This window comes from Microvirga sp. HS2, assembly GCF_055792805.1.
This window is the reverse complement of the sequence record NZ_JBVVAJ010000035.1, coordinates 15,533-41,182: the sequence shown is the minus strand read 5'-3', so window position 1 is coordinate 41,182 and position 25,650 is coordinate 15,533. Positions and strand designations below refer to the sequence as shown.

The following is a 25,650-nucleotide window of genomic DNA, read 5'->3' as shown; positions in this document are numbered from 1 at the left end:
TGCCTCGGCGCGGGCTCCCGCAAGGCGGGCGGGGCTCAACGCCCCGCTTTGACCTCCTCGATGGCCCGGGCCATCAGCTGCTGCAGCTTAGCGCCAAGCTCGGTTTCGTCGACATTTTTTCCTGCCTGTTCGAGATCCTGCCGGATCTTGCGGACCACATCCGCGTCACCCGGCTCCTGGAAGTCGGCCTGAACGACGCTCTTGGCATAAGCCTCGGCATCCTCGCCGGTCTTGCCCAGCCGTTCGGCGACCCAGAGGCCGAGCAGCTTGTTCCTGCGGGCCGTGGCCTTGAAGCGAAGATCCTGGTCATGGGCGAATTGTTTCTCGAAGACGTCTTCGCGCTCGTTGAAAAGGGTCATGGATGCTCCTCTCTATGGGTCCAATCATGCGATATAAGGGCGCACTCGCGCCATCGCCATGCCATCACCATCTAAAAGCAGGTGCTTCGAAGGGGCTGTGCCCTGCCCTCCTCCGTGCCGCGTTGTGCTCGCCCCCTTGATCGGATAGGTTGCCCTGAAGCGGAGCGCTGGTTTAATGCCGCGCATACGCCGGCCGCGGAACTGCATCATTTCTGACCCAGGAGCCCACGGCACTATGGATTTTCTCAAACCACGGTACACGCCTATGAATCGTCGCCGTCGCGTCTATGAAGGCAAGGCGAAAGTCCTCTATGAGGGCCCCGAACCCGGAACGCTCATTCAGCACTTCAAGGATGATGCGACGGCCTTCAATGCCAAGAAGCATGAAGTGATCGACGGCAAGGGCGTGCTGAACAACCGGATTTCGGAATTCCTCTTCCAGCACCTGAACGATATCGGCGTCCCCACCCACTTCATCCGCCGCCTGAACATGCGCGAGCAGCTGATTCGGGAAGTGGAAATCATTCCTCTCGAGGTCGTCGTGCGGAACGTGGCCGCGGGATCCCTCGCCAAGAGGCTCGGCCTCGAGGAGGGCACGCAGCTCCCCCGGTCGATCATCGAATTTTATTACAAAAACGATGAGCTGGGCGATCCGATGGTCTCGGAAGAGCACATCACCGCCTTCGGCTGGGCCTCGCCCCAGGAGATCGACGACATCATGGCGCTGGCGATCCGCGTCAACGACTTCCTGTCGGGGCTCTTCCTCGGCGTCGGCATCCGCCTTGTAGACTTCAAGCTGGAGACCGGCCGCCTCTGGGAGGGCGAGCTGATGCGCATCGTCGTGGCCGACGAAATCTCCCCGGATTCCTGCCGTCTCTGGGACATCAAGTCCAAGGACAAGCTCGACAAGGACCGGTTCCGCCGCGACATGGGCGGGCTGGTGGAAGCCTATACGGAGGTGGCGCGCCGCCTCGGCATCCTCTCGGAGAACGAGAACGTCGTCACCGGCGGCCCGCGCCTCGTGCAGTGAGGCCTCCGCCCCAAAGAATAATCGAGCCCGGCTTCCACGCCGGGCTTTTCTTTGCCTGCCCGTCGACCTGCCCCACAACATCGCGCTAAAGCATCGGATATGCCCCAAAAGTGGACTCGCACTTTTGGGGCATATCCGATGCTCCACTCTTTAGATCAGCGCATCGTTCATGCGGAAAACCGGGTCCACTTTTCCGCACGATGCGCTAGAAAAGGCAATGTCGTTTCGTCTGTCCTTCCGCTCCCTTCTGGTCGTCTTGGCGCTCGGCCTGACCGGCTGCGGCTACATCCCTCGCGCCGTCGAGGGTGTCCCGCCCGGCGCGCCCTGGCAGGCGCTGCCGCTGCGCAAGTGGCTTGCCGAGGACCGGGCAGACCCCGTCGCCCTCGCCTTCTGCGCTCCGCCGCAATGCAGCCCCGGCTTGGCCGTCGGCGTGATCCGCCTCACCGGGAAGGACGCGCAGATCACGGAAGCCGTGCTGAAGGACCCGGACCGTCTCGCCCGCGCCCTCCGCTCCCCCGCCGACGGTAAGAAGAAGGCGGTGCGGACCACGATTGCCGTCGAGCGCCTGAAGGATGCCCCCTATCCCGGCTTCGTGATCAGCCTCGCCCCCGCGGACGGGAAAAGGCCCGCCTACGGCGCGGCCCTGGGCCGGCGCTCGGGCGACGACCTGGAGATCGTTCTCGTGATCGGCGATACGGCCGAGACTGTCCAGGAGACGGCCCGCCAGGTCGCCGCCCGCGAATTGGGCACTTGAGCCCACGTCCGGCACGAGCTTGGCAGAACCTGAAGCCACTTCACCAGATCGTGCGTCTCAGCCGTTGTTTCTTGCCGCTAATGGCTTTATGGCGTTGGGCAAATCTCAAACAGCCCGAGGCCTCCCATGAAAGCTCGCGTCACCGTCACCCTGAAGAACGGCGTTCTCGACCCGCAAGGCAAGGCTATCGAAGGGGCCTTGACGTCCCTGGGCGTGGAAGGCATCGCCGGCGTGCGCCAGGGCAAGGTCTTCGACATCGAGCTGGACACGTCCGACAAGGCCCAGGCGGAAGCGTCCCTCAGGGCGGCCTGCGAGAAGCTGCTCGCGAACACCGTCATCGAGAATTACCGCGTCGAACTGATCTGACCGTCATGCCCGGACCTGATCCGGGCATCCACGTTTTCCCCGCGCCGCAAGGCGTGGATGGCCGGGACGGGCCCGGCCATGACGAGAGAAGGATGAACTCATGAAATCCGCCGTCATCGTCTTCCCTGGCTCCAATCGCGAAGGCGACGTGTTGCGGGCCCTGAAGCAGGCCGGCTCCGACGCCCAGAAGGTCTGGCACGCCGAACACGAGTTGCCCAAGGGCACGGATCTCGTGGTCCTGCCGGGCGGCTTTTCCTATGGCGATTATCTGCGCTGCGGCGCCATCGCAGGCCGTGCGGCCGTGATGGACGCGGTGCGGGCCCACGCGGCGCGCGGCGGCTTGGTGCTCGGCATCTGTAACGGCTTCCAGATCCTGTGCGAATCCGGCCTTCTGCCCGGCATCCTGATGCGCAACGCGAACCTCAAGTTCATCTGCCACCGCCAGTTCCTGAAGGTGGAACGCAACGACACCGCCTTTACCAAGCGTTATGAACAGGGACAGGCCATCGACGTCTGCGTGGCCCACGGCGAGGGCAATTACACGGCGGATGCGGAGACCCTGAAGCGCCTCGAAGGCGAGGGACTCGTGGCCTTCCGCTATTGCGACGCGCAGGGCCATGTGACGCCCGACGCCAACCGCAACGGCTCCATGAACTCCATCGCGGGCATCTATTCCGACAAGCTCAACGTCCTCGGCATGATGCCTCATCCGGAAAACCTGATCGAAGACCTCGTGGGTGGCACCGACGGGCGCGGCCTGTTCGAGAGCCTCGTGTCGTCCTTCCCCCGCGCCGCCTGATTCCTCCAGATTACGAGACCCTGATGATCCGCAACGACGTCGCCATCACCCCGGAGCTGGTCAAGGAGCACGGACTGAAGCCCGACGAGTACGACCGCTTCGTGAAGCTCATCGGCCGCGAGCCGACGCTCACCGAGCTCGGCATCGTCTCCGCCATGTGGAACGAGCATTGCTCGTACAAGTCCTCGCGCATCCACCTGCGCGGCCTTCCCACGAAGGCTCCCTGGGTGATCCAGGGACCGGGCGAGAACGCGGGCGTGATCGATATCGGCGACGGGCTGGCCTGCATCTTCAAGATGGAAAGCCACAACCATCCGTCCTTCATCGAGCCCTATCAGGGCGCGGCGACCGGCGTCGGCGGCATTTTGCGCGACGTGTTCACCATGGGCGCCCGCCCGATCGCGGCGCTCAACTTCCTGCGCTTCGGCGAGCCGGATCATCCCAAGACCCCGCACCTCGTCTCGGGCGTGGTCGCGGGCATCGGCGGCTACGGCAACTCCTTCGGCGTGCCGACCGTCGGCGGCAGCGTGGGCTTCGACAAGCGCTACAACGGCAACATCCTGGTCAACGCCATGGCGGTCGGCCTCGCCCGCACGGACGAGATCTTCTACGCCAAGGCCACCGGCGTCGGGAACCCGATCGTCTATCTCGGCTCCAAGACCGGCCGCGACGGCATCCACGGCGCGACCATGGCCTCCGCCGAGTTCGACGACGCCTCGGAGGAGAAGCGTCCCACCGTGCAGGTCGGCGACCCCTTCGCCGAGAAGCTTTTGCTGGAAGCCTGCCTCGAGCTCATGAAGTCCGGCGCGGTGATCGCGATCCAGGACATGGGCGCCGCCGGTCTCACCAGCTCCGCGGTGGAGATGGGCGCGAAGGGCAATCTCGGCGTCGAGCTCGACCTCGACAAGGTGCCCTGCCGCGAAGACGGCATGACGGCCTACGAGATGATGCTGTCCGAGAGCCAGGAGCGCATGCTCATGGTGCTCAAGCCCGGCATGGAGAAGCAGGCTGAGGCCATCTTCCACAAGTGGGGCCTGGACTTCGCCGTGATCGGCAAGACCACCGACACCCTGCGCTTCGTCATCAAGCACGAGGGCGAGGTGAAGGCCGATCTTCCGATCAAGGAGCTCGGCGACGAGGCTCCGGTCTATGACCGTCCATGGGCGGAAAGCCCCAAGCAGCCCGTCATCGCGCCAGACAGCGTGAAGGCGCCGGTCTCGGAAGCCGAGGCGCTCCTGAAGCTCGTCGGCTCGCCCGACCAGTGCTCCAAGCGCTGGGTCTGGGAGCAATACGATCACCTGATCCTCGGCAACACGGTGCAGATTCCGGGCGGCGACGCCGCCATCGTGCGCGTGGAAGACGGGCCGAAAGGGCTCGCGCTGACCACGGACGTGACGCCGCGCTACTGCGAGGCCGATCCTTTCGAGGGCGGCAAGCAGGCCGTGGCGGAAGCCTGGCGCAACATCACGGCCGTCGGCGGCCTGCCGCTGGCGATCACCGACAACCTCAACTTCGCCAGCCCCGAGCGCCCTGAATCCATGGGCCAGTTCGTCGGCTGCCTGAAGGGCATCGGCGAAGCCTGCCGGGCGCTCGACTTCCCCGTCGTGTCCGGCAACGTCTCGCTCTACAACGAGACCAACGGCCAGGGCATCCTGCCCACCCCCGCCATCGGCGGAGTGGGCCTTCTCGACGACGTCACGGTGAACGCCTCCATCACCTTCAAGAACGAGGGCGAGGCGATCATCCTGATCGGCGCAACCGCCGGCTGGCTCGGCCAGTCGATCTACCTGCGCGACGTCTGCGGGCGCGAGGAAGGCGCTCCGCCTCCGGTGGACCTCGCCGAGGAGAAGCGCAACGGCGACTTCATCCGCCAGCTCGTCCGCTCGGGACAGGTGAAGACGGTTCACGATTGCTCCGACGGCGGCATCGCGCTGGCATTGGCCGAGATGGCGATGGCGGGCAACGTCGGCGCCGAGATCACGGCGACGCCTGAGAACATGCCGCTCCACGCCTTCCTCTTCGGCGAGGATCAGGCGCGCTATCTCATCGCCGTCGACGAGGACGTGGCCGCCGACATTCTCTATGCAGCGGGTGCCGTCGGCATTCCAGCCGTGACGCTGGGTGTCACGTGCGGCGATTCGTTGATTCTGCCGGGCCAGCAGGCCATATCCGTGAAGCAGCTCAAGGCCGCTCACGAGTCCTGGTTGCCCGAATACATGGCCGGGAAGGCCTGAGGAGTTTCAATCCATGGCAATGGATGCACGCGATATCGAGAGCATGATCAAGGCCGCCCTGCCGGATGCGGTCGTCGAGATCAAGGATCTGGCGGGCGACGGCGACCATTATGCCGCGACCGTCACTTCCTCCGCCTTCAAGGGAAAATCCCGCGTCCAGCAGCACCAGATGGTTTATGCAGCGCTGCAAGGCCGCATGGGTGGGGCTCTCCACGCCCTTGCATTGACGACGCTGACACCCGACAATTGAGACACGAACCCGGCGCCTTGACCGCTGCGGAACAGGAGACCCCCATGGCTGATGCCAACCAGATCATCGACAACGAAGTGAAGTCCAACGACGTCGTGCTGTTCATGAAGGGCACGCCGCAATTCCCCATGTGCGGGTTCTCGGGCCAGGTGGTCCAGATCCTCAACTACCTCGGCGTGCCCTACAAGGGCGTCAACGTGCTCGAGGACGAGACCATCCGCCAGGGCATCAAGGATTATTCCAACTGGCCGACCATTCCCCAGCTCTACGTGAAGGGCGAGTTCATCGGCGGCTGCGACATCACCCGCGAGATGTTCCAGGCCGGCGAGCTGCAGCAACTCTTCGCCGACAAGGGCATTCAGGTTCAGCAGAGCGCCTGATCGGCTCCCAGACCGAACCGACGCAACGAAGCGGGGCGCAGACCCCGCTTTTTTATTGCGCCTGAGCCTCCGAGGGAGGCGGTTTATGTCGCATTCCGAAAGGCCGCCCGGCCTCCTACATATGGCTCAAGACAAGGCCGCTCAGAAAAACAGAACCGGGCGGTTCAATCGGGGGTCTATCCATGTTCGAGCCAGAGACGGCGAATGTCGTCGTGTTCAAGCCGCGCAAGCCGGCCGCACAGCACCATCCCAAAACCCTGATCGAGCGCATCTACGCCGCGGGCTCTCTGGCCGTGCGGGCGGATGATGCCGCCACCAAGCTGGCGGCCACCATGCTCCAGCGTCTCGGTTTCCTCGTGATCGAAGCCATCTCGGCCGACGGGACGCCGCATCGGCTCAAGCCCGGCGAGACACGTCAGGCCATGGACCGCCCCTGGCGGCTCCTGAAGCCCGCCTTCACGGGCGAGCCGGGCCAGCCCGACGGAGCGGGCGCTTTTCAGTCCTAAGAACGTCCCAGGGCCGTGCGGACAAAGGCGATGGCGTCCGGGGAGGCCCATTCCGCCGGGCCTTTCAGGAGGGCGATCTCGCAGCCTGTGGCGTCGACGACGAAGGTCGTCGGCAGCCCGACCACGTGGCCCGACTTCTGCAGGATCTGCAGCACCTTGCCTGTCGGATCGGCATAATAGGCCAGGCTCTTGATACCGTTGTCCTGCAGCCAGGCCTTGGGCTTGTCGGGGTTGCGGGTGTCCACATTGATGGCGACCACCTCGAAATCCCCGCCGCCCAACTCGGCCTGCAGCTTGTCGAGGGCCGGCATTTCCTGGCGGCAGGGCACACACCACGTCGCCCAGAGATTCACGAGAATCGTCTTGCCCTTGAAATCGGCCAGGCTCTGAGCCTGCCCCTCCGAACCGGCGAAGCTGATCGCCGGCGGAGGTTTGGGCGCGCTGCTCACGCCGAGAGCGGCCAGCTCCCCCTTCGCCAGCGGCTTCAGATTGTCCGCAACGGTCTTCGAGGCCCGGCATTCGCCCGCCTGGGCAACACCAGCCCCATGGTGCGAGAGGCCGTACCAGGCAGCGCCTCCGGCCAGGAGGGTGACGGCGGCAAGACCGGCCATCCAGAAGCGGCTGCGGGTTTTCACGTGTTCCGGTGCATTCGACATGGGCCCGATGTGGCTCTTTTTCGGCCAAGCCTCAAGCCCTGGACATGAAAACGACCATCACGAAGCCGTGGATCACCCCATAGAAGAGCCCCGGCGGAGAAGCGCCGGGGTTGAGAAATTCATCTGCTCCTGTGGCGGATCAGATGACGAAGAACTCGGCGTAGGTCATCTTGAGGCCCTTGGCGAGGGTGGCGATCAGCACCTGCTTGGATGATCCGGTGCCGTCCGCATCGTAGTAGAGATAGCCTTTGGCAGGATCGTAGATGATGCGGTCGCTGGCATCGTGCGCCTTGGCGCCTGTCCAGAAGGCGGAAGCCGCGAGCTTCCTCGGGCTCGAGGCCGAGCCGGAGCCCAGCTTGGTGAACACAGCGTTCTCCAGGTAGATCGAGTCATAGCTCACGTTGTAGTCGGCGATCTTGTCCAGGTTGGACGAGGATGGCTTGGTGCTGAACACGAAGATGTCCTTGCCCGACCCGCCATAGAGCGTGTCATTGCCCGAGCCACCGTTGATCTTGTTGGCTCCGGCATTGCCCTTGATCGTGTTGGCCTGCGCATTGCCGGTCAGGTTGATCGCGCCGCTGCCGCTGGCATAGAGCTTCTCGATGTAGGACGACAGGGTATAGCTCACGCTGGCATAGACCAGGTCCGCCGTGCCGCCACTGGAGGTCTCCACCACCTTGTCGGATCTGCTGTCGACACAATAGATGTCGTTGCCTACGCTGCCATTGAGCGTATCCGCCCCCATACCCCCCTTCAGAGTATCGTTACCGGCTCCGCCATTGAGGACGTCGTTGCCATCGAAGCCATAGAGCTTGTCGTTTCCGCCGGAGCCGTTCAGGCGATCCCCATAGCGGGTGCCGCCGTATTGCTCGCTTGCACTCGTTCCCGTCCAGCTCACGGCAGCAGGGCGCGGGTCGAAGATCTGATAATGCCCCCTTTCATAGGACAAGACATAGCGGCCATCCTTCAGCACCTCGATAGAGGGATCAATGAGGCTGTCGGAGATACCTGCCTTAACGACGGTCGGGCTGTCGACGGAAGCCCCGCCTGCGGAATAGGTTGCGAGATGGAGATCATAGACATTACCTCCAGTCGTTTCGTTGGGCCTGAGAGTGGTGTAGGCTAAAGCAAATCCGCCATTGGCCAGGGCTTTGACCGTGTGGTGTACGAAGCCGGTACCGAAAGAAAGCTCATTTCCGACAGGATTGCCGTCAGCGTCGTAAAGGTGGGCCTTCAAGGTATTGGTCGTCGACGTTTGTTCACTCCATACAACGAGGAAATTGCCGTCTGCCAGTACCGTGACGTCTGGAGCCCCGTCCATGTCGCCCGCATGGATCAGAGTCTTGGTTGTCACCTCGCCTGTTGGCTTGCGAATATAAGCCTTTAAATCCACGCCTCCCGCGTCAAGGAAGGTCGTTGCGACCGTCACATAGCTGCCGTTCTTCAGCGTCGCGACATCGTTCGAGCCAACAGCATGAGTGTCCAACGCCGTATCCTGGCTCATGGTGCCCGCGGCATTGAAGAAGGCGCTCCTCCAAGAACTGCCCGAGAGGTAGGAAATTGCAAAACCACCATCGACAAGCGCCGTGAGGCCAGGATGAAGGACCAAGCTCTCAGGGCCTCCCAGGGCGAGAATGCTGCTGGCGGCGGTCCCATCGGCCTTGAAGACTTGATACCTGACAAATGACTCGCCCAATCCGCTATCGTCGGACTTCCATGCGACCACGAAGCGACCATCGCTCAAGCACACGGCCATCGGATTGAGATGCATCCCGCTCCGCGAGAAAATGACCTGCGGCGACGTTTTCGCTGTTCCATCCGCATTGAGGAATTGCTTGACGATCTGAAATCCCCCGCCCGTGACCGTTCTGGCGTAAACAGCCAAGAGAGATCCATCAGCGAGAGCCGTCGTGTTGAAACCCTGTCCGGAAATAAAGTTCTCAGGTATGGAGACAACAGGTGTAGTCATAGCGCCCTCCCACTCAAATTTGGATAATATTACATTTCAATAATCCTCTATAGAGTCAACCTGCTGGCCTCGCTTCAATGCATCAGCGCAAACTTTCCCTTTCACTAGCCTACCCTCGATGGGACTCAATAGCTGTGAACAGCCATCATGAAAGACTCTCTCTCTCTCTCTGAATCTTTCTGCTCTCTGGCTTTCTAAGATTTGCATACATGCAAGCTCGCAATTTGGTTTTCGTCTCGCCAAATGGCGTTGAACCGGCTGTCTTCCCTCTCGCATTGGCCATCGCTTCCCGTTATGGTGCGGCCACGTTTCGGAGCCTCTGGATGTCGACCTGCGTTTCCTTTTCCCGTGCGGCCCTGGTGGCCGGCCTCATCCTTCTCGGCCTTTCGGCCTGCGGCCGCCGCGGCGCGCTCGAGCCGCCGCCGAATGGGTCCGCCACAGCCCAGACGCAGCAGCAGAACGCCGAGGACCAGGCCACCCTCCCCTCTCCGGTCGGCACCCCTCGCTCGAAACCCAGCCGCGCCTATACCATCCCCAACAAGCCCTTTATTCTCGATCCGCTGCTCTAAGGCAGACCCATGCACCATTTCGCTTATCGCGACGGCGTCCTTCACGCGGAGGATGTCAGCCTGCGCCACCTCGCCGACGAGGTCGGAACCCCATTCTATTGCTATTCCTCGGCCACGCTCGAGCGGCATTACCGCGTCTTCGCGGAAGCCTTCGCGGAAACCGATGCCCTCGTCTGCTACGCCATGAAGGCGAATTCCAACCAGGCGGTGCTCAGGACCCTGAGCCGCCTGGGCGCGGGCATGGACATCGTCTCGGAAGGCGAGTTGCGCCGCGCCCTGACGGCGGGCGTGCCGGGTGAGCGCGTGGTGTTCTCCGGCGTCGGCAAGACGAGGGCCGAGATGGCCTTCGCCCTCGACAGCGGCATTCTCTGTTTCAACGTGGAATCGGAGCCGGAGCTGGAGGCGCTCTCGGACGTCGCCCTCTCGAAAGGCCGGCGCGCGCCGATCTCGATCCGCATCAATCCGGACGTGGACGCCAAGACCCACAAGAAGATTTCAACCGGCAAGTCGGAAAACAAGTTCGGCATCCCGATTTCCCGCGCCCGTGAGGTCTATGCCCGGGCAGCCCGGCTGAAGGGCCTCGAGATCACCGGCGTCGACATGCATATCGGCAGCCAGATCACGGACCTTTCGCCCTTCGACAACGCGACGGCCCTCCTGGCCGAGCTCGCCCGCGACCTTATGGCGGACGGGCACAAGCTGCACCACATCGATCTCGGCGGCGGCCTCGGCGTGCCTTACCGGGACGAAAACGAGCCGCCGCCCGATCCGCAGGCCTATGCCCAGATTATCAAGCGCCACACGAAGGATCTCGGCCTCAAGCTCGTTTTCGAGATGGGCCGCCTGATCGCCGGCAATGCGGGCGTCCTCGTCGCGAAGGTCATCTATGTGAAGGAAGGCGCGGACCGCACCTTCGTGATCGTCGACGCAGCGATGAACGATCTCATCCGCCCGACCCTCTACGACGCCTATCACAACATCAAGCTGGTGGCGGAGCCTTCGGCGGACACGCCCCACATTGTCGCCGACGTGGTCGGCCCGGTCTGCGAGACAGGCGATTACCTCGCACTCTCCCGCGACATGCCGACCGTGAAGCCGGGCGATCTCATCGCCATCATGACGGCGGGCGCCTATGGCGCGGTCCAGGCCAACACCTACAACACGCGCTTGCTCGTGCCGGAGGTTCTGGTGCGCGGCATGGACAGCGCGGTCGTGCGGCCGCGCCCGACCTACGAGGATCTCATCGGCCTCGATCGCGTTCCAGGCTGGCTGTCCTGAAACTTTGGGAGTTCGCTTCCAAACCCCTTCCAAACCCAATGAAGAACCCCGGTGGTGATCCACCGGGGTTTGTTTTTACATCATCCAGATAGCTTTAGAGCATCGTCTCACGCAAAACCGGTTCCCGCTTTTGCGTTCGACGCTTTAGATGACGAGGAAGTCGGCATTGGTCATATGGAGACCCTTGCTGAGCTGGGCGAACTTGACCGCAGCGCCCCGCCCCGAACCGTCGGCATCGTAATAGAGCGCGCCGGTCTTGTTGTCGTAGACGATGTAGTCGTTCTTGTCCTTCGCCTTCGCGCTGATGGTGAAGAAGTCCTTGTTCAGCACGCCGGTCTTGGTGAGCTTGCGGAAGACTTTGTTCTCCAGACGGATCGTGTCGTCCCTCACGCTGAAGTCGGTGATCGTGTCCACGTTCCGGGTGCTGCTCAACGTCGTGCTGAACACGAAGGCATCCCTGCCGGAACCGCCCGACAGCCTGTCGTTCCCCAAGCCGCCGTTGAGCACATCGTTGCCGGCTCCACCGTTGAGCACGTCATTGCCGGCTCCGCCGACCAGGGTATCGTTGCCCCCGCCGCCCGCGAGCCTATCGTTGCCCGTGCCGCCGAAGAAGGTTTCGTTGGCAGCGGTTCCGTCGACGACTTCCGGATTCACGTCACCGAGATCGATGGTGAAGGTCTTGAGCGTCACCAGTCCGGACTTGTCCTTGGCCTCCACGGTCACCTGGTACGACTGGTCCTGCTCGTAATCGAGCTTCAGCCCGTTCTTGACCACGAGCTGGCCGTTCACGACATCGAAGCGGCCGTCCGCATCGTCCACGAGACGGAAGGTCACCTCATCCCCGGCGTCCTGGTCGGTGGCCGACAGGTCGCCGACGACCGTGCCGTTCTGAGCCAGCTCCTTGAGGGGCTGAGGCGCCAGGGTGAGATTCACGTTCTCCGGAGCTTCCTCGGTGTTGTAGACGCCGACCGTGATCGCCTTCACGAAAGCATGGCCAGCGGCATCGGTGACCTTCACCCGCAATTCGTGGAGGCCGACCTCGGTATCGTTCAAGGCGGCCTTCACCCTGATCTTGTTGCCTAAGATTTCGAAGAGCGGGTCCTGAACCTCGTCACCATTCTCGTCGACCAGAGCGTAGGTGAAGGTATCACCCACGCTGGCATCGGTCGCGGAGAGTGTGACGAACTCCGTACCGACCTGCGCCTTCTCGGCCACGAGACCGCCCGCAACCTGGAAGTTCGTCGGGGCCGTGGTGTCGAGGGTGAAGGTGACCGACGTAGGGGCTGACACATTGCCGGTTGCGTCGGTCACGCGGACCTTGACCGTGTGCTGGCCATCCGCGAGGCCAGTCGGGTCGTAAGCCGTGCTCCACTCATTGCTGTCGTCCAGCTGGTACTCGACCGTGGCGCCATCCTCCACGCCCTCGACCGTCAGCGCGCCGTTGCTGGTGCGGTTGTCGCCGGCCGTGCCGGTGTCGTCCGTCAGCGTCACCGTCGGAGCGTCCGGAGCCACGCGGTCGATGGTGACCACCTTCATGGTCGTGGTCTGGTTGCCGGCGGCATCCTTCGTCACGATCGTGATGGTGTACTCGCCGTCTTCAAGCTGAGTGGCATCGAACGTGTAGGCGCCCGCCGTTGCCGTCTCCGTCAGATCGATGTCGCCGATCTTAGCCGACACGATGCTCGCGCCATTGTCCGGCATGACCGCCACCGCGACCGCATCGGTGGCCTCGGTGTCGTTCAGATGAGTGTCCACGTCAATGCTGGCATCCCCCGGAGGTGTCCTGTCGAGGGTGAAGGCGATCTCGACGGCCTCCGACGCGTTGCCAGCCGCATCCTTCACGCGAACCAGGACCGTGTAGTCGCCATCGTCCAGATCGTCCGGGGCGTACTCGGTGCTCCAGGTGGTGCCTCCATCCAGCGAGTACTCGATGGTGGCGCCAGTCTCCACGTTCCCAACTGTCAGCGCGCCGTTGTTGGTGACACCATCACCGTCCGTGCCGCTGTCCTGCGTCAGGGCCACTGTCGGATTTGCCGGAGCCATGCGGTCAACGACGATCGTGCGGGTGGTGATGGAATGATTGCCGGCGGCATCCTCCTGGTCCACCGTGATGGTGTGCTCGCCGTCCGCCAGGCCGGTGGCGTCGAAGGTATATTGCCCTGCCGTGTCCGGCAGAGCCAGGCTGATGCCGTCGATCTTGACCGATGCAATGACAGCGCCAGTGTCCGGCGTGACGGCCAGCGAAACGGCCGTGTTGTTGGCCTCTTCCGCATTCAGGAGATTGTCCACGTCGATGCCAGCATCCGCCGGAGGCGTGGTGTCGATGACAATCGTCCGAGTGGTGGCGACCTCCACGTTATTGGCATTATCAAAAGCCATCACGGTGATGGTGTGCTCGCCGTCCGCCAAGCCGGTGGCGTCGAAAGTGTATTGCCCCGCAGTTGCCAGTGGCGAGAGATCGATATCGTCGATCTTGGCCGATACGAAGGTGAAACCGTCGTCCAGGTTTATCGCCACCTGAACGGCATCGGTGGCCTCGACAGCATTCAGCAGCGGGTCCACCCCGATCGTGGCCCCCGTCAGTGCGGTAGAATCGATAGAAAGATTTGCAGCCGTTGTGCCTTCAGCCACTGCGCTGTTTGAAGTTGCCATGATATTCCCCCTTGCGGTGTTCGATGGAACGGTCCTCAGGCCACATGGGTTATGGCGTTACATTGTCATAGTCAATATAATAACGTTTTATAAGAGCTACGCTTAGATCCTCGTTGCCATGTTGCAACATATCACTTAAAAGCTGTGTGACCGGTCAGCCGTTCGAAGGCCTAGGCCGTCGCACCGGGCTTGAGAGACAAGGGTGACCTAACGGTCTCTCCAGGGCACGCAGGAACTTACCGTAAGGGGAGCCTTGACCATTGGATCGAGGCTGTCACGTGCAGCCGGCCCGATCGTTCGGATCAAAACTTCTTGAAGCCGGAACAGGATTCCATACTGGCCATCGCGTCTTGGCGTGCTAGCTTTTCGACGGGGGCGTTGGCACATCCGTGGTGCGGAGAGAGTTGGCATGAGCGAAGGCCCGAACCCGTCGCCTGCGCAGAGCCCCCTGAGCAAAAGGTTCGGGCGCCTGGTCAACCATGCGCGCTGGTCCCTCTGGTGGGAGGATGCGTGGCCCCGAATCTGGCTGCCGCTCGCCATCGTCCTTCTCTTCCTGACGCTCTCGTGGCTCGGCCTCTGGCTCGATATCGCGCCCTTCTGGCGCTCGATCGGCCTCGGCCTCTTCACCGCCGCGTTCCTGCTCTCCCTCTGGCCGCTCCTGCGCCTGCGAATGCCGAGCCGTGTGCGGGCCCTCGACCGCCTCGACCGCGACACCGGCCTGTCCCACGGCCCCGCCCGGGTGCTCGACGACAGCCTGGCACTCGGATCGAGCGATCCCGGCACCCGGGCGCTCTGGTCGCTCCACCGCAGGCGGGCCGAGGAGGCCATCGGGCGGATGCGGGTCGCGCCGCCCCGGCCCGACATGCCGCGGCGCGACCGCTATGCCCTGCGGGCCGCCGGCGTTCTGGCCCTCGTGACGAGCGCCTTCGTGGCGGGGCCGGAGATCGGCTCGCGCCTGAAGGCGGCCTTCGACTGGCGGGAGGCCTCGGCCTCCGCTCCGGCCTTCCGTATCGACGGGTGGATCGATCCACCGCTCTACACGCGCATGCCTCCGCTGATGATCGATCTGGCGAAGGGCCAGTCCCTGCGCGCACCGATCCATTCCACCATCGTGATCCGGGTCGCCGGTGACGGCACCGCGGAGATCAAACCCGGAAAAGGCCTGACCGCCCTGCCGCCGAAGGGCAACCAGCGGGCGGACCTGCGCGAGGAACGCTACACGCTCGACGGCAGCGGGGAGTTGACCGTCAGCACGGGGTTCGCCCGCAGCGTCACGCTCGAGATCGAAGCCATTCCCGATCGGGTCCCGGAAATCGCGTTCGCCGGCCCGCCCGAGGTCAATGCGCGCGGCACCTTCACTCTCGTCTACAAGGGAAAGGACGATTACGGCATCACCTCCCTCGAAGGCCAGGTCGAGAAGGCGGACGGCAGCAAGGGGCGCTCCCTGGTGGCGGCTCCCTCCCTCGCGCTCGCCCTTCCGAGCCACGAGGAGAATGCCCCCGAGACCCGCTCACCCATCGACCTGACGAACCACCCCTGGGCCGGAGCGCCGGTCACGATCAGGCTCAAGGCCAAGGACGAGGCCGGCCAGGAGGCGACGAGCGAGGCGCTGACCTTCACCCTGCCGCAGCGGCCCTTCACGAACCCGCTCGCGAAGGCCCTCGTCGAGCAGCGGCGCAACCTCGTGCTCGCCCCCGACGACCGCAAGCGCGTGCAGGTCGCCCTGGACGCCCTGCTGATCGAGCCCGCGATGTTCACGCCGCAATGGGGCGTGTTCCTCGGCCTTCGCACGGCCGCCGAGCGCCTGCGCGCCGCAAAGACGGACGAGGCCCTCCTCGACGTCGCCGATTGGCTCTGGAGCATGGCGCTGCAGATCGAGGACGGGAACCTCTCGGATGCCGAGCAGCAATTGCGGGCGGCTCAGGAACGCCTGAAGGAGGCCATGGAGCGTGGCGCCCCGGACGAAGAGATCAAGCGCCTCACGGACGAGTTGCGGCAGGCCATGGACAAATTCCTGCGCGAATTCGCCCAGCGGATGCAGCAGAACCAGCAGCAGGGCGACAATCAGAACCAGCGCGCGCCGGACCGGGTGATTTCGCAGGACGATCTCAACCGCATGCTGCAGCAGATGGAAGAGGCCATGCGCCGTGGCGACATGGCTGAGGCACAGCGCCTTCTCGATGAGCTGCGCAATATCCTCGAGAACCTGCAGACGGCCCAGCCCAACAGCCGTATGACCGATCCGCTCTCCCGCGAGATGAACCAGGCCATGCGCGATCTCGAAGACATGACGCGCGAGCAGCAGGACCTTCGTGACGAGACGTTCCGGCAAGGCCAGAACCGGCGCATGCAGCAAGGCGACCGCGACGGGCCACGGCAGGGGCAACGCCAGCCGGGACAGCGCCAGCAGGGACGCCAGGGAGACAACCAGCAGCAGGGTGAGAACGGAGGCGATCCGCAGGATCCGTCAGGACTGCAGCAACGGCAGCAGGCCCTGCGCGAGCGGCTGCAGGAGCTGCAGCGGCGCATGGAAGGCATGGGCATGCAGGGCGAGCAGGGCTTCAACGAGGCCGAAGGGGCCATGCGGGAGGCTGAAGGCGCGCTCGGCGAAGGGCAGGACGGTCCCGCCGTCGATGCCCAGGGGCGCGCCCTCGAAAATCTCCGCCGCGGCATGCAGGGCATGGCCCAGCAAATGCAGCAGATGCAGCAGGGCCAGGGCGACCAGCAGGCGGGCGATCAGCCCGGCCAGGGCGAGCCTCAGGGGCCCGGGCAGACCGGGCAGCGGAACAACGATCCCCTGGGCCGTCCCACCCGAAGCAAGGACTACGTCGACAACACACGGGATGGTGTCCCCAACGTCAACGAGTCGCCGGCCCAGAGGGCTCAGCGCATCCTGGAGGAACTGCGACGCAAGCTCGGCGACCCGACGCGGCCGCAGGAAGAGCTCGATTACTTCGAGCGCCTCCTTCGCAGGAACTAGGTTTAGGGGTAAGAGGGGCCCGCGTCAGACGCTCAAGGCCCCTCCCCTCGCCCCGGATCCCGATGATCGGATCCGGGCATCCATGGAATCAAGATGACCAGCTTCGCCGACATCATTGTGCCAATCGCGGTTCTCGCCGTTGCCTTCGTCCTGTTGCTCGGCCTCATCAACATGCTGCGCGGGGGCAGCGCCAACCGGTCGCAGCACCTCATGCGAATGCGTGTGCTGCTTCAGTTTTTGGCGATCATCATCATCATGGGCGTTATCTGGTGGAGGGCGGTTTAGCCTTCATTGTCTTGACACTTTTACGCCACGATTTGTATTAAGAGATCATTAGCCATGCAGGCCTACCCTGATGGCCTCTTCGATTTTCAGCGGCGGATCTCTTCACAATGCACGTCAGCAAAGCCATCGGCTTGGGGCTTTTCGTTCTTCTTGCAGGATCGACGGGTCTTCTCGCTGCTGATGCCAGGAAGTCATCCGATCAGCCGATGAGCCTTCTGTCCGAGTTCCGCATGGGCTTTTCCGCACAGGATCCCTGGGGTCCCGAGGGCGATGGCGGTTCGGCGAACCTCACCGGCGAAATCCTTCTCGCGAAGCCCTTCACCGCATCGGACCTGTTCACGAGCTACTTCATTCCCCGCCCGCATTTCGGCGGTAGCCTGAACTTCGATGATCGGACGAGCTTCGCCTATACGGGCCTGACCTGGACCTTCGACGTCACGCCTCAGCTGTTCGTCGAAGGCACCATTGGCGGTGCCTTTCACAACGGCAAGAAGGAGGTTCACGACCCCTTCTCGGACCGCCAGTCTCTGGGCTGCTCCCCTCTCTTTCGCGAGTCCGGCTCGGTCGGTGTCCGCCTCTCCGCCAATTGGAGCGTGATGGCCACCATCGAGCATCTCTCCAATGCCGGCGCGTGCTCCGAGAATCGGGGCTTGACGAATGTCGGCGCTCGGGTTGGGTATTCGTTCTAAACGAACCTTCTCGAAACCGGGCCGTCCATGGTCGTTCTCAATCGAATCTATACCCGCACAGGGGATAAGGGCACCACGGCGCTGGCCGCCGGGGGACGCCGCCCCAAGCACGACCTCCGCATCGAGGCCTTCGGCACTGTGGACGAGACCAATGCCTGCATCGGCTTGGTTCGCCTGCATACGCAGGGGCAGCCGATCGATGCCATGCTGAGCCGCATTCAGAACGATCTCTTCGATCTCGGCGCCGATCTCGCCACCGTGGAGACGGACAAGCCGCTTCCCTACGAGCCGCTGCGGATGACGCAGGGACAGGTGGATCGGCTGGAGCAGGAGATCGACACGCTCAACGCCGACCTCGCTCCCCTGCGCTCCTTCGTGCTGCCCGGCGGCACTCCCGCCGCCGCGGCCTTGCATCTGGCTCGGACCGTCTGCCGCCGCGCCGAGCGCAATGTCGTCGAACTCATGCAGAAGCCCGACGAGAAGGTGTCGCAAGAGGCCGTCAAATACCTCAACCGGCTCTCGGATTTTCTGTTCGTCGCGTCCCGTCATGTGAACGACAAGGGCGCCCTGGACGTCCTTTGGGTGCCCGGTCAGAATCGATAGCGTAACGGACGAATGGCCGCTCCCGGCCGTTCGCCGGTCTCTCCCTTGCGGAAGGGAGCCAGCATCGGTACGCCCAATAGCTCATTTCTCTTTTGGGTCCGATGCTTTAGGAGCCGATCATGTTTGTTCCGCTTCACGACGGCATCCCTCTGCAGCATATGAAAACTCCGGTCGTGGCGCGGTCCCTGATCGTGGTCTGCACGCTCATTCATCTCGTTTTCGTCTTCGGTCCGCTCAGCCCGGATGAAATGGTGGGCGGCTTCGGCCTCATCCCGGCGGTTCTCTTCGGCCTCGAGACCCTGCCCGAGGGCTATCCCTTTGTGCCCGCCTGGATGACGCTGGGCACCAACATCTTCCTGCACGGATCGTGGTTTCACCTGATCGGCAACATGCTGTTCCTCTGGGTGTTCGGCGACAACGTGGAAGACGCCATGGGGCACCTGCGCTTCCTGATCTTCTTTCTGGTCTGCGGCGTGGTCGCGAGCTTCGCCCACGCCCTCGCCTCCTTCTATGTGGCCGGGGCCAGCCTGCCCGACTCGTTCATTCTTCCCGCTCCGCAACGCCCTCTCATCGGCGCGTCGGGCGGAGTATCGGGCGTCGTGGCCGCTTATGTGATCCTCTATCCGCGGGTGCGGATCTGGGCCCTGTTTCTCGGCGGAATCCCGCTGCGCCTGCCGGCCTATTGGGCCATCGGCTTCTGGTTCGCCGTGCAGTTCGTGTCGGCCTTCTTCGGCTCGGACGAAGGCATCGGCTGGTTTGCCCATCTTGGCGGGTTCGTGGCGGGCGCTATTCTCATCCCGTTCATGCGTCATCGCTACGATCCGGTCCTGGCCCGCGCCGCGGCTCAGGAATTGCAGACACCGCGTTGACATTCGAAGGCTTACGGATACGGTCCATTCCGCCTTTTTCCTATCTGTCCGGAGAGCTTCCCATGGGCCATTTCCGGACCTGACCTTCAATGAGGACAGACGAATGAAGCTTCTTGTGTGCGTGAAGCGGGTGGTTGATTACAACGTGAAGATCCGGGTGAAATCGGATGGGTCCGGCGTCGAGCTGGCCAACGTGAAGATGTCCATGAACCCCTTCGACGAGATCGCCGTCGAGGAGGCCGTGCGCCTCAAGGAGCAGGGCAAGGCCACCGAGATCGTCGCCGTCTCCATCGGCCCGCAGCAGGCAGGCGAGACCATCCGCACCGCGCTCGCCATGGGGGCCGACCGCGGCATCCTGGTCAAGACCGACGCCGCCGTCGAGCCGCTCGCCGTGGCGAAGATCCTCAAAGGCGTGATCGAGCAGGAAAAGCCCGATCTGGTGATCATGGGCAAGCAGGCCATCGACGACGATTCCAACCAGACCGGCCAGATGCTGGCGGCGCTGCTGGGCTGGCCCCAGGGCACCTTCGCGTTCAAGGTGAACGTGGGCGAGGGCTCCATCGACGTGACCCGCGAGGTCGACGGCGGCCTGCAGACGGTGGGCCTGAAGCTGCCCGCCATCGTCACCACGGACCTGCGCCTCAACGAGCCGCGCTACGCCTCTCTGCCCAACATCATGAAGGCCAAGAAGAAGCCCCTCGACGAGACCGCGCCTGAGGCGCTCGGCGTCGACGTCGCTCCCCGCCTGAAGGTGCTCAAGACCACCGAGCCCGGCGGCCGCAAGGCAGGCGTGAAGGTCGGCTCCGTGGCCGAACTCGTCTCGAAGCTGAAGACCGAAGCCGGCGTGCTCTAAGGGAGAAGAAAAACAATGACCACGTTGCTGATTGCCGAGCACGACAACGCTCACCTGAAGGACGCCACCCACAAGGCGCTCTCCGCCGCCAAGGCTCTGGGCGCGCCCGTGCACGTGCTGGTCGCAGGTTCCAATGCCCGCGCCGCTGCGGAAGCCGCCGCCAAGCTGGACGGCGTCGAGAAGGTGCTGCTGGCCGACGGAACCGCTTACGAGCATATGCTGGCCGAGCCGACGGCCGCGCTCATCGTGTCGCTGGCCTCCGCCTATGACGCCCTGGTGGCGCCCTCGACCTCGAACGGCAAGAACACCATGCCGCGCGTTGCCGCGCTGCTCGACGTGATGCAGGTCTCCGACATCACCAAGGTGGTCTCGCCCGACACCTTCGAGCGCCCGATCTATGCGGGCAATGCGATCCAGACCGTGCAGGCGACCGATGCCAAGAAGGTGATCACGGTGCGCACGGCCGCCTTCCCGGCGGCGGGCGAAGGCGGCTCGGCTGCCATTGAGACCGTGAATGCGGCCGAGGATCCTCAACTGTCGACGTTCAAGGGCGAGGAGATCGCCAAGTCCGATCGTCCGGAGCTGACCTCGGCGCGGATCATCATCTCGGGCGGCCGCTCGCTCGGTTCGGCGGAGAACTTCAAGCAGTACATCGAGCCGATCGCGGACAAGCTCGGCGCGGCGATGGGCGCCTCCCGCGCCGCAGTCGATGCCGGCTATGCGCCGAACGATTGGCAGGTGGGCCAGACCGGCAAGGTCGTGGCGCCCGATCTGTACATCGCGGTGGGCATCTCCGGCGCGATCCAGCATCTCGCCGGCATGAAGGATTCCAAGGTGATCGTGGCGATCAACAAGGACGAGGAAGCCCCGATCTTCCAGGTCGCCGATTACGGCCTCGTCGGCGACCTCTTCCAGGTCCTGCCTGAACTCAAGGAGGAGTTGACCAAAGCCGGCTAATCGGGTCAGGAATAGACGAATGATCGCAATCCGGGCGGACAGGCCGCCCGGATACATTAAGCATGGATGGTAGGCGAAGTCAGATGGGCATCGAGATCAAAACGGTTGGCGTGATCGGCGCGGGGCAGATGGGCAGCGGCATCGCGCATGTCTGCTCTCTCGCGGGCTTGAGCGTCCAGCTCCATGATCTCTCGGAGGACCGCATCAAGGCGGGCCTCGCCACCATCAACGGCAACATGGCCCGTCAGGTCGCCAAGGGCGCCATCACCGATGCGGACCGCCAGGCGGCGCTCGAGCGCATCAAGCCTGCCCTTGGCTACGACGACTTGGCCGTTTGCGACATCGTGATCGAGGCCGCGACCGAGAACGAGGAAGTGAAGCGCAGGATCTTCACCAATCTCTGCTCCTCCCTGCGCCCGGAGACGATGGTCGCGACCAACACGTCCTCGATCTCCATCACGCGCCTCGCCGCAGCCACGGACCGCCCCGAGAAGTTCATCGGCATCCACTTCATGAATCCGGTGCCCGTGATGCAGCTCGTGGAGCTGATCCGCGGCATTGCGACCGAGGATTCGACTTATGAATCCGCCAAGGAATTCATCGCCAAGCTCGGCAAGACCTCCACCGTCTCGGAGGATTTCCCGGCCTTCATCGTCAACCGCATCCTGCTGCCGATGATCAACGAGGCGATCTACACCCTCTATGAGGGAGTGGGCTCCGTCGAGGCCATCGACACCGCCATGCGCCTTGGCGCGAACCACCCGATGGGGCCCCTGCAGCTCGCCGACTTCATCGGTCTCGATACCTGCCTGTCGATCATGCAGGTGCTCTATGAGGGCCTGGCCGATTCCAAGTATCGTCCCTGCCCGCTCCTGGTGAAATACGTCGAGGCTGGCTGGCTCGGCCGCAAGACCAAGCGCGGCTTCTACGATTATCGCGGCGAGCACCCGGTTCCGACGCGCTAACCCTCTCCGCCCCGTCGCCTGGAGTGGCAAGGACGGTTTCGGAGCTGATTCCCTTGCGTGGAATCAGCTCTTTTCTTTGCCTTGCTGCGTTTTTGGGCGGTGAACCGGATCCACCTCGCCGAAAAATGCTCTAAACGAAGCGGCGGAACAGATCGGCGAAGAAATAGGCTCCCAGCCCCCAGAAGGCGGCCCATGCCAGTGCACCGAGGGCGTTCGCCAAGGCGAACCGAGGCCAGGGCATGGCGACCGTCCCGGCCAGGATGCCGTTGAGCTGCCGCAGGACCACGACGAAACGCGCCGTCATCACCATGATGAAGCCCTTCTCGCGGGCCATCGCCTCCACGCGGGACAGCTTGTCCGGCGCCAGCTTGACCCGCGGCGCCAACCACAGCAGCAGCGGACGCCCGCCCAGGCGTCCGATCAGATAGCCGGTGCTGTCCCCCAGCACCGCTCCCAGCCATGCCGCCAGGACGACATGGCCGATGGCTGGATCGCCCCGGGCGGCGAGCAGGGACACGGTGATCAGGGCGCTTTCGCCTGGGAGCGGCACCCCGAAGGACTCGAAGTAAAGCACGACGAAGAGCGCAAAGACCCCATAGGAGGCGATGGCCGCTTCGAGCGACCCGAAACCGTGCTGAAGAACGCTCATTTTCGATGGGTCCCTCTCTTCGGCAGCGGGTGAGCCGCCTCTGTTCGCTTCCGTTGCGGGACCCCTACCCCGCATTCATTTCCTGTGAGGTGCGTCACAAACACCTTCGCGTGCCAACTTCACAACACCGTCACATTGCCTATAGTCTACTCAAACGGGACTACTCTTCTTTGAGAGGAGGCGATGTGACGATTCGCATCAAACCTGTTGTGAGGCCGGAGGCCGCTCCGGCCCTTGCCCTCGAGACCAGCGACCGGTCATTGAGCGATGATCGTATGCCCATCCGTCGCTGGTGGAATACGATGAGGGCGGCGTTCCTCGATCTCATGAACGTCATTTCCGAGTATGATAAAGCGTTTCGAAGTCCGAGGGCCACAATCTGCCTCTCTTCGACCACCCACTCGATTCGACGCTCAGCCTCTCCTCAAACCGGCCGCTCCCTGCTTCGACATCGTTCCGCGTCCTCGTGGCGAATGCCCCAAGGAAACCGATGGGCGCCTGAGCGGATCGGAACCCCGCCCCTTTCCGCACAATCGCACTCCGGAATGGGGGTTCTCGGATGAATGTTCCCATCTCCAACCTGAGAACCCTCGTTCTCAATGCGGATCTGCAGCCGCTCAGTTGGGCTCCCTTGTCGATCTGGAACTGGCAGGACGCCTTCGTCGCCGTGATTCAGGACCGGGTCGTCCAGATCAAGACCTATGAAGACGTCCTGGTCCACTCCGCCAATCAATCCTTCGAAGTTCCGGCCGTCGTCGCTCTCAAGCGCTACCGCAAACGCAAGAAGGTCGCGTTTACCCGGTATCATCTGTTCCTACGGGACGAGTTCACCTGCCAATATTGCGGCCAACGATATGACGCCAAGGATCTGACTTTCGATCACGTCGTCCCCAAGAGCCGGGGCGGCATGTCGGCCTGGAGCAATATCGTCGCATCCTGCAGTGCCGATAACTTGCGCAAGGGAAGCAAGACGCCGCAGCAGGCCGGCATGACCCTCCGGCGCAAGCCGTTCGAACCGTCTCCCCACGAACTCGACGCCATCGCCCGCCGTCTGCCACAGGCGAGGGACGATCTGCACCAGACCTGGATGGACTTCCTGTATTGGGATGCCGAGCTCGAAACTTAAAGCCGGACCGCCCCCAAACGAGCTTTAGCGCCCCAGAGCGAAGCCCTTGCCCGCGGCCGCCTTCGCGGCGAAGGCCGCGAGGGCGAGCGAGATCAGCACATTCCAGCCCGCCAGGGACAGGCCGAGAAAACGCCATGCGGCGGCCGTGCAGCTCACCACGCGCGTATTCTGCAGCTGGTTGAGAAAATCGCCCATGTTTCCGGTGCCGGCGCCCGAGCCGCCCCCGCAATCGCTGGGTCCGACGAAGAAGCCCCATTCGACGCCGGCGTGGTAAGCCCCGAGCCCTGCGCTCACGAGGAAGATCAACGCCAGGAGCCACAGGCCCATCCGCGTCCAGGAGGGCGGCAGAAGGGCCGCCACGAGCCCCAGAGGCATGGCAATGTAATAGGGATTGCGCTGAATCAGGCAGAGCTTGCAGGGCACATAGCCGAACACATGCTCGAACACGAGCGCTCCGCCGATGGTGGCGGCTGCGGCCAGAACGACGGCCAGGGCAGCTTGGCGCATGGTCAGGCGAAGGCTCATCCCTGTCCCCTTTAGAAAAGATAACGGAAAGCGACGAAGCCGCCGATGATGACGACGATGGCCCCGGTTGCAACCAGGTTGAAGTGGTTGTCGATGACCGATTTGATGCGCGGCCCGAACCGGCTCATGAGCAGCGCGACGAGGAAGAAGCGCGCGCCCCGGGTCAGGGCAGAGAGCAGGATGAACCATCCCAGGGAATAGCCCGCGAGGCCCGATGTGATGGTGACGAGCTTGTAGGGAATAGGTGTGAGGCCCTTGAGAAGGATCACCCAATGCCCGTATTCCGCATAGCCGTGCCGGAACGCCTCGACGCCCTGGGTGAGGCCATAGAACTCGAAAAGCCGGGCCCCGATTGTATCGTAGAAGGCCACCCCGATGGCATAGCCCAGGATACCCCCGAGCACGGAGGCGATGGTGCAGATCAGGGCATAGAACCAAGCCCGATCCGGACGCGCCAGCATCATCGGCACGAGCATCACGTCCGGCGGCACGGGAAAGAACGAGCTTTCCGCGAAGGACACGGCGGCCAGGGCATAAGGAGCCGAAGGCTTGGAGGCGAGAGACAGCGTCCAGTCGTAAAGGCGTCTGAGCATGGAATTCCGGCAGATATCGGTCTTGAGGCCGCACGCCCCGGCTCCTTTGAGCACAAGCCGCCCGGAATAGCGAGAGGCAGGCTCCGCCCAAGCTTTCACATCTGCCTGATTGACCACGCTCAATTCCTCATGGTACTCCGCAGATCCTTGCCCCTGTGGCGGAATTGGTAGACGCGCTCGACTCAAAATCGAGTTCCGCAAGGAGTGCTGGTTCGATCCCGGCCAGGGGCACCATTGCCTAACCCTCGGCACGACCGAGGGTTTTTCTTGCGTTTGATCGTTGATGCGGCTCTCTTCCATCACTGGCCACACCGCGGAGGGCGATCAGGGTAGGATGACAGCCTGAAGAGATCGCCTGCATCGTCCCGCGTTTCTGCTTGGATCCATTGAGCTACCCCTTTTGCACATTTGGCAAATCAGAAACCTTTTGGACAAATGGCCATCGTTGAACGGCCAAGTCCTGTCGCCCGCTAAAATCGATAAAAGAAGCGTGGTGCAGGCGGCCGCAAGAAGCAACGACCGAAGACATGAAGGGGCACTATCATGGACCAAGAAATTGAATACGTCGCTCGGGCTCTTTACGAGGCGGAGGACGATGCATTGCTGTGGGAAGCCGAGCCGGAAATCCTGAAGGAGGAATTCCGCCGCTATGCCCGTGCGGCTATCGCGATGATGCCGCAACAGGAATCCCAGACGGGCAGGAACGAGTTCCCCCATGCGGCTTGAGCCTTCACCGGGCCAGAAAAAACGCCCG

Annotated in this window: 27 protein-coding genes and 1 tRNA gene; 21 read left to right on the top strand and 7 right to left on the bottom strand. The window is 63.3% G+C overall.

What is annotated here, in order from left to right; translation table 11 throughout:
• Nucleotides 1-35 precede the first annotated feature (35 nt).
• On the bottom strand, nucleotides 36-359 hold the full coding sequence (locus ACS5Q0_RS22505) for a DUF1476 domain-containing protein (RefSeq protein WP_473128885.1): 324 nt from the start codon (nucleotides 357-359) through the stop codon (nucleotides 36-38).
• Between the two features lie 235 nt (nucleotides 360-594).
• Here ACS5Q0_RS22505 and purC point away from each other — a divergent pair, with 235 nt between their 5' ends.
• The 8 genes from purC (at nucleotide 595) to ACS5Q0_RS22465 (ending at nucleotide 6,678) form a co-directional block, all read left to right on the top strand.
• The gene (gene purC / locus ACS5Q0_RS22500) at nucleotides 595-1,389 is read left to right on the top strand and encodes a phosphoribosylaminoimidazolesuccinocarboxamide synthase (protein ID WP_473128884.1); all 795 of its coding nucleotides are present in this window, start codon (nucleotides 595-597) and stop codon (nucleotides 1,387-1,389) included.
• A 217-nt stretch (nucleotides 1,390-1,606) separates the two neighbouring features.
• Nucleotides 1,607-2,143 (top strand): hypothetical protein, encoded by a 537-nt coding sequence (locus ACS5Q0_RS22495; RefSeq protein WP_473128883.1) that lies wholly within the window; start codon nucleotides 1,607-1,609, stop codon nucleotides 2,141-2,143.
• Between the two features lie 126 nt (nucleotides 2,144-2,269).
• Nucleotides 2,270-2,509 (top strand): phosphoribosylformylglycinamidine synthase subunit PurS, encoded by a 240-nt coding sequence (gene purS / locus ACS5Q0_RS22490; RefSeq protein WP_473128882.1) that lies wholly within the window; start codon nucleotides 2,270-2,272, stop codon nucleotides 2,507-2,509.
• Nucleotides 2,510-2,609: 100 nt separating this feature from the next.
• Nucleotides 2,610-3,308 (top strand): phosphoribosylformylglycinamidine synthase subunit PurQ, encoded by a 699-nt coding sequence (purQ, locus tag ACS5Q0_RS22485; protein WP_473128881.1) that lies wholly within the window; start codon nucleotides 2,610-2,612, stop codon nucleotides 3,306-3,308.
• Between the two features lie 23 nt (nucleotides 3,309-3,331).
• Nucleotides 3,332-5,542, top strand: a complete 2,211-nt coding sequence (purL, locus tag ACS5Q0_RS22480; protein WP_473128880.1) for a phosphoribosylformylglycinamidine synthase subunit PurL — start codon at nucleotides 3,332-3,334, stop codon at nucleotides 5,540-5,542.
• A 13-nt stretch (nucleotides 5,543-5,555) separates the two neighbouring features.
• On the top strand, nucleotides 5,556-5,792 hold the full coding sequence (locus ACS5Q0_RS22475; RefSeq protein WP_473128879.1) for a BolA family protein: 237 nt from the start codon (nucleotides 5,556-5,558) through the stop codon (nucleotides 5,790-5,792).
• 44 nt (nucleotides 5,793-5,836) lie between these two features.
• Complete coding sequence (grxD, locus tag ACS5Q0_RS22470; RefSeq protein WP_473128878.1) at nucleotides 5,837-6,172, top strand: Grx4 family monothiol glutaredoxin; 336 nt, start codon at nucleotides 5,837-5,839, stop codon at nucleotides 6,170-6,172.
• Between the two features lie 182 nt (nucleotides 6,173-6,354).
• Nucleotides 6,355-6,678 carry a hypothetical protein gene (locus ACS5Q0_RS22465; protein ID WP_473128877.1) on the top strand — a complete coding sequence of 108 codons (324 nt, stop codon included), beginning with the start codon at nucleotides 6,355-6,357 and terminating at the stop codon, nucleotides 6,676-6,678.
• Here the strand turns inward: ACS5Q0_RS22465 and tlpA are convergent.
• On the bottom strand, nucleotides 6,675-7,334 hold the full coding sequence (gene tlpA / locus ACS5Q0_RS22460; protein ID WP_473128876.1) for a thiol:disulfide interchange protein TlpA: 660 nt from the start codon (nucleotides 7,332-7,334) through the stop codon (nucleotides 6,675-6,677). The two genes, ACS5Q0_RS22465 and tlpA, sit on opposite strands and share 4 nt — an antisense overlap.
• A 139-nt stretch (nucleotides 7,335-7,473) precedes the next feature.
• Nucleotides 7,474-9,303, bottom strand: a complete 1,830-nt coding sequence (locus ACS5Q0_RS22455) for a calcium-binding protein (protein WP_473128875.1) — start codon at nucleotides 9,301-9,303, stop codon at nucleotides 7,474-7,476.
• Nucleotides 9,304-9,626: 323 nt separating this feature from the next.
• Between ACS5Q0_RS22455 and lptM the strand changes: the two genes are divergently transcribed.
• Nucleotides 9,627-9,872, top strand: a complete 246-nt coding sequence (gene lptM / locus ACS5Q0_RS22450) for an LPS translocon maturation chaperone LptM (RefSeq protein WP_473128874.1) — start codon at nucleotides 9,627-9,629, stop codon at nucleotides 9,870-9,872.
• Between the two features lie 9 nt (nucleotides 9,873-9,881).
• The gene (lysA, locus tag ACS5Q0_RS22445; protein WP_473128873.1) at nucleotides 9,882-11,150 is read left to right on the top strand and encodes a diaminopimelate decarboxylase; all 1,269 of its coding nucleotides are present in this window, start codon (nucleotides 9,882-9,884) and stop codon (nucleotides 11,148-11,150) included.
• A gap of 144 nt (nucleotides 11,151-11,294) precedes the next feature.
• Here the strand turns inward: lysA and ACS5Q0_RS22440 are convergent, their stop codons facing one another.
• Entirely contained in the window at nucleotides 11,295-13,802 is a 2,508-nt protein-coding gene (locus ACS5Q0_RS22440; RefSeq protein ID WP_473128872.1) for an Ig-like domain-containing protein, read from the bottom strand.
• Nucleotides 13,803-14,211: 409 nt separating this feature from the next.
• On the opposite strand from ACS5Q0_RS22440, the gene ACS5Q0_RS22435 reads away from it, so the two are divergent.
• The 8 genes from ACS5Q0_RS22435 (at nucleotide 14,212) to ACS5Q0_RS22400 (ending at nucleotide 22,003) form a co-directional block, all read left to right on the top strand.
• Nucleotides 14,212-16,782, top strand: a complete 2,571-nt coding sequence (locus ACS5Q0_RS22435; RefSeq protein ID WP_473128871.1) for a TIGR02302 family protein — start codon at nucleotides 14,212-14,214, stop codon at nucleotides 16,780-16,782.
• A 93-nt stretch (nucleotides 16,783-16,875) separates the two neighbouring features.
• Nucleotides 16,876-17,067, top strand: a complete 192-nt coding sequence (locus tag ACS5Q0_RS22430; RefSeq protein ID WP_414472097.1) for a twin transmembrane helix small protein — start codon at nucleotides 16,876-16,878, stop codon at nucleotides 17,065-17,067.
• A 107-nt stretch (nucleotides 17,068-17,174) separates the two neighbouring features.
• On the top strand, nucleotides 17,175-17,756 hold the full coding sequence (locus tag ACS5Q0_RS22425; RefSeq protein ID WP_473128870.1) for an acyloxyacyl hydrolase: 582 nt from the start codon (nucleotides 17,175-17,177) through the stop codon (nucleotides 17,754-17,756).
• Between the two features lie 27 nt (nucleotides 17,757-17,783).
• On the top strand, nucleotides 17,784-18,359 hold the full coding sequence (locus tag ACS5Q0_RS22420; RefSeq protein ID WP_473128869.1) for a cob(I)yrinic acid a,c-diamide adenosyltransferase: 576 nt from the start codon (nucleotides 17,784-17,786) through the stop codon (nucleotides 18,357-18,359).
• 119 nt (nucleotides 18,360-18,478) lie between these two features.
• The gene (locus ACS5Q0_RS22415; protein WP_473128868.1) at nucleotides 18,479-19,228 is read left to right on the top strand and encodes a rhomboid family intramembrane serine protease; all 750 of its coding nucleotides are present in this window, start codon (nucleotides 18,479-18,481) and stop codon (nucleotides 19,226-19,228) included.
• Between the two features lie 103 nt (nucleotides 19,229-19,331).
• The gene (locus tag ACS5Q0_RS22410) at nucleotides 19,332-20,081 is read left to right on the top strand and encodes an electron transfer flavoprotein subunit beta/FixA family protein (protein ID WP_473128867.1); all 750 of its coding nucleotides are present in this window, start codon (nucleotides 19,332-19,334) and stop codon (nucleotides 20,079-20,081) included.
• 15 nt (nucleotides 20,082-20,096) lie between these two features.
• Nucleotides 20,097-21,038, top strand: a complete 942-nt coding sequence (locus tag ACS5Q0_RS22405) for an electron transfer flavoprotein subunit alpha/FixB family protein (RefSeq protein WP_473128866.1) — start codon at nucleotides 20,097-20,099, stop codon at nucleotides 21,036-21,038.
• A gap of 83 nt (nucleotides 21,039-21,121) precedes the next feature.
• Nucleotides 21,122-22,003 (top strand): 3-hydroxybutyryl-CoA dehydrogenase, encoded by an 882-nt coding sequence (locus ACS5Q0_RS22400; protein ID WP_473128865.1) that lies wholly within the window; start codon nucleotides 21,122-21,124, stop codon nucleotides 22,001-22,003.
• A gap of 130 nt (nucleotides 22,004-22,133) precedes the next feature.
• On the opposite strand, the gene ACS5Q0_RS22395 is transcribed toward ACS5Q0_RS22400, so the two are convergent.
• Entirely contained in the window at nucleotides 22,134-22,652 is a 519-nt protein-coding gene (locus ACS5Q0_RS22395; protein WP_473128864.1) for a DedA family protein, read from the bottom strand.
• Nucleotides 22,653-23,211: 559 nt separating this feature from the next.
• Here ACS5Q0_RS22395 and ACS5Q0_RS22390 point away from each other — a divergent pair.
• Nucleotides 23,212-23,778 (top strand): HNH endonuclease, encoded by a 567-nt coding sequence (locus ACS5Q0_RS22390; RefSeq protein ID WP_473128863.1) that lies wholly within the window; start codon nucleotides 23,212-23,214, stop codon nucleotides 23,776-23,778.
• A gap of 24 nt (nucleotides 23,779-23,802) precedes the next feature.
• Here ACS5Q0_RS22390 and ACS5Q0_RS22385 read toward each other — a convergent pair whose 3' ends face one another.
• Together ACS5Q0_RS22385 and ACS5Q0_RS22380 are read right to left on the bottom strand one after the other, a co-directional pair.
• Entirely contained in the window at nucleotides 23,803-24,303 is a 501-nt protein-coding gene (locus ACS5Q0_RS22385; protein ID WP_473128862.1) for a disulfide bond formation protein B, read from the bottom strand.
• 11 nt (nucleotides 24,304-24,314) lie between these two features.
• The gene (locus ACS5Q0_RS22380; RefSeq protein ID WP_473128861.1) at nucleotides 24,315-24,896 is read right to left on the bottom strand and encodes a YqaA family protein; all 582 of its coding nucleotides are present in this window, start codon (nucleotides 24,894-24,896) and stop codon (nucleotides 24,315-24,317) included.
• Between the two features lie 149 nt (nucleotides 24,897-25,045).
• Between ACS5Q0_RS22380 and ACS5Q0_RS22375 the strand changes: the two genes are divergently transcribed.
• Nucleotides 25,046-25,130 (top strand) — tRNA-Leu (locus ACS5Q0_RS22375).
• Between the two features lie 309 nt (nucleotides 25,131-25,439).
• The gene (locus ACS5Q0_RS22370; RefSeq protein ID WP_473128860.1) at nucleotides 25,440-25,622 is read left to right on the top strand and encodes a hypothetical protein; all 183 of its coding nucleotides are present in this window, start codon (nucleotides 25,440-25,442) and stop codon (nucleotides 25,620-25,622) included.
• Nucleotides 25,623-25,650: the final 28 nt, after the last annotated feature.